The sequence below is a fragment of the Rhizobium sp. S96 genome (assembly GCF_030382195.1).
Lineage (GTDB): Bacteria > Pseudomonadota > Alphaproteobacteria > Rhizobiales > Rhizobiaceae > Rhizobium.
This window is the reverse complement of sequence record NZ_JAUDRY010000009.1, coordinates 101151-113941: the sequence shown is the minus strand read 5'-3', so window position 1 is coordinate 113941 and position 12791 is coordinate 101151. Positions and strand designations below refer to the sequence as shown.

Sequence of the window (12791 nt, the reverse complement as noted above, 5' to 3'; positions counted from 1 at the left end):
GAAAAGGAATTTTGAAATGACTGCCTCTCTGTCGCGCTTCGCTTACAGCAGCCCGGTGCAGGCTGGCGAGCGCCAGACTGTCCGTCATATCATCGGCTCGCACCGTCCGCAGAATGAGGGAACCCTCACGATGCTCGGCGCCCGCCACCAGGTTACGCGCCACCAGGGCGCAACCAGCTACGCGTTCTGAGCAACTCGCCGCTCCGTTCTCCTCCTCCCTCACCGGACCGGCGATCAGAACAAGTAGAAGCCCGCTCGAGCGTCTCTCCTCCTTTGAGCTCGCGGGCATTGATCGGGAAACCGGTCTCAAGGCGGTGCCATCGGCACCGCCTTTTCTTTTGCCCTCGCCTCAGGGGCGATCGAGGTGGATCGTGACCCAGCCATTGCGCCAGATGGTGCGAACATGGCGCAGATGCGCGCCGTTATAGGCCGCCAGTACCTTCCAGCGCTGCGACGCGAGAATACCCGACAGGATCACCGAGCCGCCGGGCGCCAGATGCGTCACGAGCTGCGGCGCCATCTTGATCAATGGCCGCGCCAGAATGTTGGCAATGATCAGATCGAACGGACCATGCGACGAGAAGGCTGTCGAATGGAAGCCCGGCGCCGTTTCGGTCGAAATGCCCGTGGCAATGCCGTTTCGTCGGACGTTCTCGGCAGCGACCCGCGTGGCGATCGGGTCGATATCGGTGGCCAGAACAGGAATATTCTTCAGCTTCCGCACTGCGATCGCCAGAACGCCGCTTCCCGTTCCGAGGTCCAACGCATTGCGCACCTTGCGCGACCGCACCACGCGGTCGATCGTCTCCAGGCAGCCCGCGGTGGTGCCGTGGTGGCCGGTTCCGAATGCCTGCCCCGCGTCGATCTCGATTGCGATGTCGCCGGAGCGCACCTTGTCGCGGTCATGCGAGCCATGCACCAGGAAGCGCCCTGCCCGCACCGGCTTCAGCCCTTCGAGCGACTTGGCCACCCAGTCGATCTCCGGAATGACCTCGCGCTCGACCTTGGCATCCGGGAAGCTGTGCGCCAGCGCCTCTTCGACGCGGACGCGGACTTCGTCCTCGTCCTCGCGCATCATGTAGACGGATGCTTCCCAGATATCTTTCTTCTCATCGATCTCGGTGGTCGCGATCGCGAAATCTTCTTCGCCGAAGACGTCGGACAGCAGATCCAAGATCTGCCCGGCCAGCACTTCGGTGGTCGTCACGTAGAGGCGTATTTCACTCAAGGTCGGTCTTTCCGTTTATAGCGCGCCATCGATCCATGGCGGTGGCGGCGTGTCGTATCCCGAAACGCCGTGAAGCAATCTTTGTGAAAATGCAGGTAGTCTGAAAAGCACCGGTACCGCAAGGTTGCGGATCGCGATCGCCAGCGGATTCCGCATCGTGATAAGAGATGTGAGCTGACGCGTCTGCTTGAGCACTGTCTGGACGGCAGGCATGCGCAGCGCGGTGTACTCGGCCTCGCGGCCTTCCGAGATCAGCCAGGCAAGCCAACATGCATCCTCAATCCCAAGGTTCATGCCTCGCGCGCCCGCGGGCGAATGGATATGGGCCGCGTCGCCGGCCAGAAACACATTGCCTTTCGACATCGTCTCGACATGGCGGAAATGAACACGGAAGTTCGAAGCCCAGACACGCTCGGCAATGGAGGCCGGATGCTGGATGCGCGTTTCGAAATCCGGAAGTGTCGAAATGTAGCGCAACACATCGCGCTCCAGCGGCAACCGGCCGATCATGCCGGGGTCGACAAGGCTGATCTCGGCAAAGTGCGAGTCAACCGGTTGGCTGTAGCGAAAATCGGCGAGATAAAAGCTGCTTTCCAGCGCCTCTCCGGGAAAGCTGATACCAATTGCCTTGCGCACCGTGGAATGAGCGCCGTCAGCGCCGATGACAATATCGAAGCTTCCGCTTTCCACGGAGCCGTCGGCCTTCCGAAGTGTCACCCGCGGCTTGGAACGATCATCTGAAACGCTGACGATGGACGTCTCCCATTCCGGCACGACCTCATAGTCGGAAAGCTTGCCGACGAGCAGGCGCTCCGTGTGCCCTTGCGCGAGGGCGTGCAATGCACTGTAGGGGCCAGCAATAGTCGTTGTATCGAGATCTGCGAGCCTCCGCCCCTTCGAGACGACACGGAAACGCGCGATCTGTTGCGCCTCCTGCAATATCGCATCGGTCACCCGCGACGGCGCAAGGAGGGTGAGCGTCCGGGCATTGACGCCCAGCGCCCGGCTTTCGATCAGAGGAACTGGGCCGGCATCGCTATCGACGATGCGCGGGTGAAATCCCCGTCTGGCGAGTTCCAGGGCAGCAGCCAGACCAGTCGCGCCGGCTCCGGCAATCAGGATGCTGCGATGCCCAGGCGCCATGACGTCATCCCTTGTTGACGAGGTTCTCCAGCTTTTTTACCGCCGTATCGGGATTTTCACCATAGGCGATCGTTCCGGAGAAGCGGCCGGCCGAATCCAGCAGGAAAACAGATGCCGTGTGGTCCATTGTGTAATCGCCGTTCGGATTGTTCTCGTCGACGGGCACCTTCTTGGCATAGACGCGATAACCCTTGATCACGTCGGCGACCTTGTCCGGCGCCCCTGAGATACCGATGATGCGCTTCGAGACGTTGGAAACGTACTGGTTCATCACATCAGGCGTATCGCGCTCGGGATCAACGGTCACGAAATAAGCCTGTAGCTTCTCACCCTTGGGATCGATCTTCTCCAGCCAGCCATTCAATTCAAAGAGCGTCGTCGGGCAGACCTCCGGGCAATGGGTAAAACCGAAGAACAAAGCCGTCGGCTTGCCGCGGAACGCCTGCTCGGTGATCGGCTGGCCATTCTGCGCAACCAGCGTGAACGGCACGCCGAACGGCCCGTCCGACAGGGCTTCCTTCGTCTTGGTGACATTCAACGTCAGCCAGCCGAGAATGCCGGCCATCAGCAGCACCGCAACCCAGACCGCAATGCGGACACTCTTCATCGATCAAATTCCTCGCAGGCGGGGACCGTCCCCTCCCTTGCCTGATATCGCGTCGTGCCCCGTCAGGCAATTCAACAAGACGTTTTCTCGCCGTGGTCGATTGCCCCACCGTCTTTGCAGGCTCCGCCATAGGCAAGCTGAATATGTCTTTGGTTTTCAAAGCAATCCTCGCCTTACCAGGAAATCAGGATATTTCAGATCGTTAGGAAATACTTAAAAAATCATATCTATATTTAGCTATGGATGGAACGCCCGCCGTTCCCATGACATGACGTCTTTCTGGTGTCCCAAAATCCCGGATATCCGCATGTAGGCGAACGAGAACATCCCGCGTCTCATCGCGGAGGGGACAGTCTTCACATGGCAGACATGACAATGCGCAGGAGCCTCTCCGTGAGCCAGAGGCTCTGGACGCTGGCGGGCGCCGCATTCATCGGTTTCGGTTCGATGCTGGCGGTCGGGTGGTATGAAAATGCAATCGTCGGCAACGCGCTGCACCGCGCGAACGAAATCCAGGCAAGCGTCGATCACATCAATGAGATGCGCACGGCCAACCTGACACTCATCCTGGCCGCGATGGATACGATCGTCGATCGCAGCGACAAGGTCGTCGCGCCGGAACGCCTGAAGCTGATGAACGACTCTGTCGCGAAGCTGTCGAGCGGATCGAAGGAGATGCGCCTTCTCGCCGACGAATTGAACGCAACGCAGCTGCTCTCCAGCTACGACGGGGATGTCGCCTCGCTCAACAAGTCGATCGTCGGCGACCTGAAGGCCGCCGTTGAAGCGGGCGCGCCGGACAGTGCGTTCGACAAGCTCGACGATGCAATCGATGCAGGCGGCGACAAGCTGACGGCAACGCTTGACAAGCTGGCACTGGACGGCGGCGATGTCGCCAAGAAGCGGATCGATCAGGCAAACGCGATATCTCAGCGTGCCGTCTCTATCCAGATCGGCCTCGGTCTCCTCGCCATCCTCTCTATGGCCGCCCTCCAATATGTTCACGGCGGCTCGATCCGGCGTGGCATCGAGGCCGTTCGCCGCAGCATGCAGCGGATCATGAACGGCGACCTCGACAGCGATGTGCCGGCCACCGATCGCGGTGACGAGATCGGCGACATGGCGCGCGCTGCCCAGAGCTTCCGTCTCGCCGCGATCGAAAAGCGGGCGCTGGAAAGCCGCAGCGAAAGCGAGCGCCAGCAAGGCGAGGCCGAGCGCAGAAGCCGTGAAGCGGCGAAACTCGCCGACGCCGAAGCGTTGAACGCTGCCGTCACTGCGCTGGGCCAGGGCCTCACCCGGCTTGCCGGCGGCGACGTTACCGTGACCATCGACAGGTCCTTCAAGCCCGAACTCGAGCGGCTGCGCGACGACTTCAACCAGACGACAGTGACATTGCGCAAGGCCATGCTCGGCATCGCCCAGAATGGCACCTCGATCCAGGCAAGCAGCCAGCAGATGCGCTCGGCAGCTGACGATCTTGCCAAGCGCACCGAACAGCAGGCGGCCTCACTCGAAGAGACCTCCGCAGCCCTCGACCAGATCACTGCCACCGTTCGCAGCGCGACAAACCGCGCCGAGGAAGTCGGCAAGATGGTCGCGCATACCCGCCAAAACACGACCAAGTCGGACATCGTCGTCACCGACGCCATGGCGGCCATGGAGCGAATCGAGGCGGCCTCCCGTGAGATCGGCACCATCATCAACGTCATCGACGAGATCGCCTTCCAGACAAATCTCCTTGCCCTCAATGCCGGCGTCGAGGCGGCCCGCGCCGGCGAAGCCGGCAAGGGTTTTGCGGTCGTCGCCCAGGAAGTGCGCGAGCTTGCCGGTCGCGCCGCGGGCGCAGCCAAGGATATCAAGGCCTTGATCGGAAAGTCAGGCGCCGAGGTGAAGATCGGCGGTGAACTTGTAACGGCGACCGGCGAGGCATTGCGCCAGATCGGCGAAGATGTTTCGCGGATCGACGAACATGTTAAATCAATCGTAACCTCTGCACGCGAACAATCGGTTGGACTGAACGAAATCAATACGGCCATCAGCCAGATGGACCAGGTCACGCAGAAGAACGCGGCCATGGTGGAAGAGACGAACGCTGCAAGTCATACGCTTGCGGCAGACGCCGACAACCTGATCCACCTGATCGAGACGTTCAAGATCGGCGAGGGCATGAAGGCCCGTCAAACGCCGCGGGAAGCAACAGCCGTCTCGCATCCGAAACCATCCCCCGCACGAAGCCTGATCGGCAAAGTCGCGGGCGCATTCAGCGGCGGCGCTGCCGCCAGAGCAATGGCCGCACCGGCCGGAGACAACTGGGAAGAATTCTGATCATGAATAACAATGTCATCAACCAGACCGGCTCGCATCTCGAGATCGTCTCCTTCCATCTCGGTGAGCAGGAATTCTGTATCGACATCATGGCCATCCGCGAAATCCGCGGCTGGGCGCCTGTTACCCCGATGCCGCATACGCCGCCTTACGTTCTCGGCCTGATCAACCTGCGCGGCGCCGTCATCCCCGTCATCGACATGGCCTGCCGCCTCGGCATGAAGATGACCGAACCGTCCGAGCGCTCCGCCATCATCGTCACCGATATCGCCGGCAAGCTGGTCGGCCTTCTGGTCGAGCAGGTTTCCGACATGATGACGATCAAGAGCGAAGACCTGCAGCCGGCGCCGGAAATCATTCCGGAAACCCAGCGCGCCTTCTGCCGTGGCATCGTCGCCCTGGAGAAGACCATGGTCTGCTTCCTGAACCTCGACACCGTCATCGCCGACGAACTGTCCCGCGAAGCCGCCTAAGGCCTATCGAACACATCAAGCCGCCCGCGACAGATCGTTGCGGGCGGCCTTCTCTTAGCTCCGGCAGGACCTATTCGACGATTTCGACGGAGAACGCGACACGCACCGTGGCCCCTGGCGCAATGGTCTCTGTGTACGGCCGGGCGGACAACTCATTCGAGGCCCCCTTCTCCGCTGCCATGCCGTGCCACGGCTCGACGCAGATGAACGGCGCACCCGGTTTTTGCCACAGCGCCAGATTTGGCAGATTGTCGAAATGGAACTGCATCGCCGGTCCGCCTTCGACGCCGTATCTCAACCCGTTACCTGCGCCTTCAGGAAAGATCATGGCGTCCAGATCGAACATGCTGTGTTCCAGGACGAGGCGACCGGCCTTGAACGGCGAGGCAAGCCTTGCGGGCGCAAGCAGACCGCCCTCCACCCGCGCCAGCTGTGGCTCTGCGCGATTGTCGAGCGTGACGACATGGTCCTGCCCTGCCGCACCAGGCAGCGGCCAGACGAAGGCCGGGTGAAAGCCGATACCGAAAGGCATTGGTCGCTGGTCGCGATTGGTCACCTCGGCGGAAACGGTCAGCACCGGCCCCTCGATGACGTGCTCCACCGCAAGCAGGAAATCGAACGGATAGACAGCCTTGGTCGCGGGAGAGGACGAAAGCTCGTACCGGCACATCGTCTCGTTCGACGATGCAAGGGTAAACTCCGAGCGCCTTGCGAAGCCGTGCTGGCCCATTGCATAGCTTTGACCGTCGACCCCCACGGTATCATCGGGAGCCTTGCCCACGATCGGAAAGAGCACCGGTGAACGACCGCTCCAGAAGGCCGCATCACCACTCCATAGCCAGGACCGCCCATCCCCTGTCGTCAGCGCCTGCATCTCGGCGCCGAGTGAAGAGACATCGACGGTCAGATATTGATTTGCGATCCGTGTGGAGCTTGGCATCGGTGGTCCTCTTCGGTTTGTTCCGGCCGGACCATATCTGCGCCGGCCAGCGATTTCCATCTTCCGAGCAGCGCTGGCGCAACCGCTCACCAAGAGTTGCTCAGCCTCTCGTGCCTATTGCGGCTTGCCGTTTTTCCAGACCACATTCTGCCCATACAGCGAGATGGTCGATATCGCCATTTTAGCCGAGCCGTCGGTCAGCTCGCGGGAATGCACAAGATAGATCAACGTGTCGTTCTGCTTGTCGTAGATCCGGTTGACCACCAGTTTCTTCCAGACAAGCGAGATGCCCGACTTGAAAACCTCGTCGCCTCCCTTCGACAGATCGATGTTGCCGATCTCGATCGGCCCCGTCTGGTGGCAGGAGATCGCGCTGTTCGACGGATCCTCGAACCAGTTGCCGTTCTTGACGCGATCGATAACGCTGCGGTCGAAATAGGTGACGTGACAGGTGACGCCCTTCACCTCGGGGTCGGCCACGGCATCGACGATGATATCGTTGCCGATCCAGTCAACGCCGACCTTGCCGACGACATCCGCGGAGGCCGAGCCGGCGCAAAGACCGACCAGCGAGGCTACGGCAAGCATTGTATTGCGTTTTCTGGACATGACGGCTCCTTGGCTGCTCCGCATCTAAGATAAGTGCGGGGCACGCCTTTGCAAGAAAGGCTAGGCTTTCCCGGGAAGGCTCGCCCTTCCCGGGCCGTGTCAGCCCTTGCGGCAGGTGCAGGGTTCGTAGCCGTTGGCCAACAGCCGGCCTGGCTTCATGCCGATCAAATCAGGAATGGCGTGAACGGCCGCAGCCCCCACTTGCCGGGCGATCTCGATCGCGGCCTGCGCGCAGACCGCAGCGTCTTCGGCGGCATTGTGGTGCGCGAAACGCAGCCCAAGATGCTCCGCGAGGATATTCAGCCGGTGCGAAAGAAAATGCGGCCAGACGCGCTGCGACATCTTCAGGCTGCAGAGATAGGTGAGTTCCGGATAGGATTGACGGTAGAGATCGAGGCACGACCGCCAGACGCTGAAATCGAAGGCCGCGTTATGCGCAATCATCGTCGCGCCACGAAAATCATCCTCGAACTCGTCCATCACCTCGGGAAATTCCGGCGCGTCCTCGACATGTTCGGGACGGATGCCGTGGATAGCAATGTTCATTCCCGAGAAACGCATCTGCTTGGGACGGATCAGGCGCTCCTCGACGCGCGTGACACGCCCGTCCTTGATCCAGGCGAGACCGACGGAACAGGCACTGCCGCGCTGCTCGTTGGCCGTCTCGAAATCAATGGCGATAGTCTTCAAGGCAAGGTCCGATTCGATTGCTTCAATCAGGCATAACGCCCCCGTCCTGCCGGTGCAAACATCGGTACCTTGACATCAACAGCCCTGTCGCGAGACAGTGCGATCCATGAACAGATCGCTGATGACAGCCACGCTTATGCAGATCACGACGACCCTTGCGGGGTTGCCGGGAGCGATGGCGCGTTAGAGCAATCCGTTCATCCCGAAAACCCTGCCGAGGCGAGCAGGGTTTGGGAACCGGCTCTCCTCCTATCAGAAAATGGAGAGTCGAATGTCCGAACCACCCGTGAAACCGATATCCAAAGGCCCGCAAGGACTGCTCATCCGTGCCGTCCGCCCGTCTGATGCCGAGGGATTGACAACGCTTGTCAACCTCCCCGGCTTTCGCGCCGGAACGCTGCGGCCGCCTTACCAGAGCATCGAGGAAACACGCCGCCATCTCGACAGCGGCAATGCGGATGCCATGCGCCTCGTGGCGGTCATCGACGAAATCATCGTCGGCGACATCGGCATGACGCGATATCGCGGCCGCCGCAACCATGTTGCAGGCATCGGCATGGGCGTGCATGACGACTTCACCGGCAGAGGCACCGGCAGCGCCCTCCTCGCCGCCGTCATCGATGCGGCCGACAATTGGCTGAACATAAGGCGGCTGGAGCTCACCGTCTTCACCGACAACGAACCGGCCATCGCGCTCTACGGAAAATTTGGCTTCGAGACGGAAGGCACGCTGCGCGCCTATGCCTTCCGGGCTGGCCACTACGTCGACACCCATGCGATGGCGCGGCTGCGCGACTAGCTTCCCACGTAGCGTGACGGCGGCCTGTCGCGCTATCCGCCGATCAAGGCCAGCCACTCATCCTCGTCCATGGTCTGGACGCCAAGTTCGCGCGCCTTGTCCAGCTTCGAACCCGCACCGGGGCCTGCAACGAGGATATCGGTCTTCTTGGATACCGAACCGGCAACCTTGGCGCCGAGGCTTTCGGCTCTCGCCTTCGCCTCGTCGCGGGTAAACTTTTCCAGCGATCCGGTAAAGACCACGGTCTTGCCGGCAACAGGGCTGCCCGATGTTACCGGCTGCTCCGCCACCTCCGGCTTCACCTCCTGCAACAGGCGCGTGATGACCTCGACGTTGCGCGGTTCCTTGTAGAACTCGACGATGGCGCGAGCGACAATCTCGCCAATGCCCTCGATGGCATTCAGATCGTTCCACGCGTCTCCGGTGAGTGGAGCCGCTTCCTTCATTGCCGCCTCGAAGGCTTCATAGGTGCCGTAGGAGCGTGCCAGCAGCTTGGCGGTGGTTTCGCCCACGTGACGAATGCCGAGCGCGTAGATGAAACGGTGCAGCCTAATGTTGCGACGCTCGTTGATCGCTGCGTAGAGCTTACCGACGCTGACCTTGCCGAAGCCGTCGATGTTTTCGAGCTTGGTGAGCGTCGAAGCCGCCTGTCGCTTTTCCAGAGTGAAGATATCTGGCGCCGTGCGGATCTGCAGCGACGGATCCTCGCTTTCGAAGAAGAAATCCACCTGCTTGGAGCCGAGCCCCTCGATGTCGTAGGCGTTGCGGGAAACGAAGTGCTTGAGATGCTCGGTCGCCTGTGCCCGGCAGATGAAGCCGCCGGTGCAGCGCGTCACCGCATCCACCTTTCCGGTCTTCTCGTTCACCTCACGCACCGCATGCGAACCGCAAACCGGGCAGGTCTTCGGGAAGACATACGGCTTGCTCTCCGCCTCGCGCTTTTCCATGACGACGTCGACGATCTGCGGGATGACGTCGCCTGCCCGCTGGACGATCACCATGTCACCGATGCGAATGTCGCGGCCCTCGCGCAGCGGCTCACCGCTGTTGCCGATGCCCTTGATGTAATCCTCGTTGTGCAGTGTCGCATTGGTGACGACGACCCCGCCAACGGTAATCGGCTCAAGACGCGCAACGGGGGTCAACGCGCCGGTGCGCCCGACCTGGATGTCGATCGCCTGCAGGCGAGTGAAGGCCTGCTCCGCCGGAAACTTGTGCGCGGTCGCCCAGCGCGGGCTGCGCGAACGAAAACCGAGGCGGGCCTGCAGCTCGAGACTGTCGACCTTATAGACGACGCCGTCGATGTCGTAGTCGAGATCCGGCCGCTTGAGGCCGATGTCGTCATAGTGGGCAAGGATGTCCGCGACCGAGTTCAAGCGCTTCATCAGCGGATTGACCGGGAAGCCCCATTCCTTGAATGTCTGCACCATCTCGAACTGGGTCTTCGGCAAATCGTTTGGCTCGGATATCTCGCCCCAGGCATAGGCGAAGAATCTCAGCTTGCGGCTGGCGGTCACCTTGGCGTCGAGTTGGCGTAGCGATCCGGCGGCCGTGTTGCGCGGGTTGACGTAGGTCTGCTTGCCCTCCGCCTCCATCTGCTTGTTGAGCGCGAGAAAGTCGCTCTTGGCCATATAGACCTCACCACGCACTTCGACGATGTCAGGCACTCCCGCGGGCAGTGTCTGCGGAATCTCCTTGATGGTGCGGATATTGGCGGTGACGTTCTCGCCTGTCGTGCCATCACCACGCGTCGCCGCGCTCACCATCCTGCCGTTCTCGTAGCGGATTGACATGGAGAGGCCGTCGATCTTCGGTTCGGCGGTAAAGGCGATCGACTGGTCGGGCAGGCGACCGAGGAAGCGATAGACGCTCCCTACGAAGTCCTGCACATCCTCCTGCGAGAAAGTATTGTCGAGCGACAGCATTGGCCGCGCATGCACGACCGATGCGAAGGTGACCGAGGGTGCTGCGCCGACGCGCCGCGAAGGGCTGTCCTCACGAATGAGCTCCGGAAAGCGCGCTTCGATCGCGTCGTTGCGGCGTTTCAGCGCGTCATACTCGGCGTCTGAAATCGCCGGCCGATCCTCGCCGTGATAAAGCGCGTCGTTGCGGGCGATCTCCTTGGCAAGCCGCTCGAGTTCGACGGCGGCTTCCTCGATCGTCAGGGCATCAACGGCTACGGCTTCGGTCGACATAAGGCTCTCGCTCCACGGAATGTGGAGTCGTTTTAGAGCAAAATGGATGGATTGAAAGAGAGCGAGACGACATCTGCAACGCCTCTCCCCAACTCGAGGCTTGCGAGATCAGCCGTTGCCGGCGAGCAGCCGGGCAGCTGCCGCCCTCGCCTCTTCCGTCACCGATGCACCGGCCAACATACGGGCAATCTCTTCCGTGCGGTCACCCGGCTCCATGGTCGCCACGCGCGTCGCGATCTTTTCGGAGCCATCTGAAACGGGTCCCTTCGAGATAAGGAGATGCGTCGCCGCGCGTGCCGCCACCTGCGGCGCGTGCGTTACCGACAACACTTGCACGCGGTCGGAAAGCCGCTTCAGCCGCTGACCGATCGCGTCCGCCACCGCGCCGCCGACCCCTGTGTCGATTTCGTCGAAAACCAGCGTCGGCGCCGAACCACGGTCGGCAAGCGCCACTTTCAGCGCCAGCAGGAAGCGCGACAGTTCGCCACCGGAAGCAACCTTCATGATCGAACCCGGACGCGTACCGGGGTTCGTCTGTACGTGGAACTCGACGACGTCGATTCCCTCGGCCGCCGCCTCGTCGGGGTTGGTGGTAATCTCCACCATGAAACGCGCCCGTTCAAGCTTCAACGCCGGCAATTCCGCCATGACGGCAGCGGCCAGCGATTGCCCGGCGACGTGACGCTTCTCGGAGAGCGATCGTGCCGCCACGTCATAGCTTGCCTTGTGAACACCGACTTCGGCTTCGAGCTTCGCGAGCCTTTCTTCGCCGGCGTCCAGATCCGCCAGATCGTTGATCATGCGGACAGCCAAGGCAGGCAGCTCCGTTACCGGAACGGAATATTTCCGCGAGGCGCCACGCAGCGCAAACAGCCGCTCCTCGACCCGCTCCAGTTCCTTAGGATCGTATTCCGTCTTGCGCAGGGCCGCTTCGACCTCCATCTGCGCATTGGAAAGCTGATCAAGCGCGGCATCGAGAAGCGCCACCGTGTCTTCCAGCAGTCCGGGCGCCTCGTGGCTCTTGCGCTCCAGCCTGCGCACCAGCGAGGCGATATGGGGCACAGGAGAGGCGTTGCCGTTGAGGAACTCGGAGGCTTCGGCGATATCGCCAGCGATTCGCTCCGCCTTCATCATCTTCTGCCGGCGCTCGGCCAGTTCGTCTTCTTCACCGTCCTGCGGCGAGAGCTTTTCGAGTTCCTCGACCGACGAGCGGATATAATCCGCTTCGCGGGCAGCGTCCTCGACCTTCTCGCGGTGCTTCTTCAGCGTCCGTTCGGTATCGCGCCACTTACGGTAAAGCTCGGAAACGGCAGCAACCTCGTCGCCGATGCCGGCAAAGGCATCGAGCAGGATCCGGTGAGCATGCGTATCAACAAGCGCACGATCGTCGTGCTGGCCATGGATCTCGACAAGCATCTGGCCGGCCTGGCGCATCAGCTGCACGCTCAGGGGCTGGTCATTGACATATGCTTTGGTGCGGCCGTCGGAGGTCTGCACGCGACGGAAGATCAGATCGCCATCATCGTCGATGCCGTTCTCGCGAAGCAGCCGACGCGCCCTGTGGTCCGGCTCCACGTCGAAGACGGCAGTCACCTGCCCCTTGTCTTCGCCGTGGCGGACAAGGCCACCGTCGCCGCGCCCGCCAAGCGCGAGCGAAAGGCTGTCAAGCAGGATGGATTTGCCCGCACCCGTCTCACCGGTCAGAACCGAGAGGCCGGTCTCGAAGGCAAGATCCAGCCGCTCGATCAGGACGATATCGCGGATCGAAAGCTGGATCAGCAT

12 protein-coding genes are annotated in these 12791 nt (G+C 61.6%); 4 read left to right on the top strand and 8 right to left on the bottom strand.

From position 1 onward, the window contains the following. Positions 1 to 16: 16 nt before the first annotated feature. The gene (locus QTL94_RS11540) at positions 17 to 190 is read left to right on the top strand and encodes a hypothetical protein (protein WP_198928749.1); all 174 of its coding nucleotides are present in this window, start codon (positions 17 to 19) and stop codon (positions 188 to 190) included. Between the two features lie 159 nt (positions 191 to 349). Here QTL94_RS11540 and QTL94_RS11535 read toward each other — a convergent pair whose 3' ends face one another. From QTL94_RS11535 to QTL94_RS11525, 3 genes are read right to left on the bottom strand one after another with little or no spacing between them, the layout of a single operon-like run. Continuing rightward, on the bottom strand, positions 350 to 1228 hold the full coding sequence (locus tag QTL94_RS11535) for a 50S ribosomal protein L11 methyltransferase (protein WP_065693616.1): 879 nt from the start codon (positions 1226 to 1228) through the stop codon (positions 350 to 352). 15 nt (positions 1229 to 1243) lie between these two features. Beyond that, complete coding sequence (locus QTL94_RS11530; RefSeq protein ID WP_289801631.1) at positions 1244 to 2371, bottom strand: FAD-dependent oxidoreductase; 1128 nt, start codon at positions 2369 to 2371, stop codon at positions 1244 to 1246. A gap of 4 nt (positions 2372 to 2375) precedes the next feature. Further along, positions 2376 to 2978, bottom strand: coding sequence for an SCO family protein (locus tag QTL94_RS11525; RefSeq protein ID WP_065693614.1), 603 nt, complete (start codon positions 2976 to 2978; stop codon positions 2376 to 2378). 360 nt (positions 2979 to 3338) lie between these two features. On the opposite strand from QTL94_RS11525, the gene QTL94_RS11520 reads away from it, so the two are divergent. Beyond that, positions 3339 to 5303, top strand: coding sequence for a methyl-accepting chemotaxis protein (locus QTL94_RS11520; protein WP_289801630.1), 1965 nt, complete (start codon positions 3339 to 3341; stop codon positions 5301 to 5303). 2 nt (positions 5304 to 5305) lie between these two features. After that, positions 5306 to 5776, top strand: coding sequence for a chemotaxis protein CheW (locus QTL94_RS11515; RefSeq protein ID WP_065693612.1), 471 nt, complete (start codon positions 5306 to 5308; stop codon positions 5774 to 5776). Between the two features lie 70 nt (positions 5777 to 5846). Here the strand turns inward: QTL94_RS11515 and QTL94_RS11510 are convergent, their stop codons facing one another. From QTL94_RS11510 to QTL94_RS11500, 3 genes are all read right to left on the bottom strand, one after another. Continuing rightward, positions 5847 to 6716 carry an aldose 1-epimerase family protein gene (locus tag QTL94_RS11510; protein WP_289801629.1) on the bottom strand — a complete coding sequence of 290 codons (870 nt, stop codon included), beginning with the start codon at positions 6714 to 6716 and terminating at the stop codon, positions 5847 to 5849. Positions 6717 to 6830: 114 nt separating this feature from the next. Next, complete coding sequence (locus tag QTL94_RS11505) at positions 6831 to 7325, bottom strand: CreA family protein (RefSeq protein ID WP_289801628.1); 495 nt, start codon at positions 7323 to 7325, stop codon at positions 6831 to 6833. Between the two features lie 99 nt (positions 7326 to 7424). Next, a complete protein-coding gene (locus QTL94_RS11500) occupies positions 7425 to 8015 on the bottom strand; it encodes a 3'-5' exonuclease (RefSeq protein WP_289801627.1) in 591 nt (196 codons plus the stop codon). A 271-nt stretch (positions 8016 to 8286) separates the two neighbouring features. On the opposite strand from QTL94_RS11500, the gene QTL94_RS11495 reads away from it, so the two are divergent. Next, positions 8287 to 8814 (top strand): GNAT family N-acetyltransferase, encoded by a 528-nt coding sequence (locus tag QTL94_RS11495; protein ID WP_289801626.1) that lies wholly within the window; start codon positions 8287 to 8289, stop codon positions 8812 to 8814. A 32-nt stretch (positions 8815 to 8846) separates the two neighbouring features. On the opposite strand, the gene ligA is transcribed toward QTL94_RS11495, so the two are convergent. Both ligA and recN read right to left on the bottom strand, forming a co-directional pair. Further along, a complete protein-coding gene (gene ligA / locus QTL94_RS11490; RefSeq protein ID WP_289801625.1) occupies positions 8847 to 11009 on the bottom strand; it encodes an NAD-dependent DNA ligase LigA in 2163 nt (720 codons plus the stop codon). 108 nt (positions 11010 to 11117) lie between these two features. Continuing rightward, entirely contained in the window at positions 11118 to 12791 is a 1674-nt protein-coding gene (recN, locus tag QTL94_RS11485; RefSeq protein WP_289801624.1) for a DNA repair protein RecN, read from the bottom strand.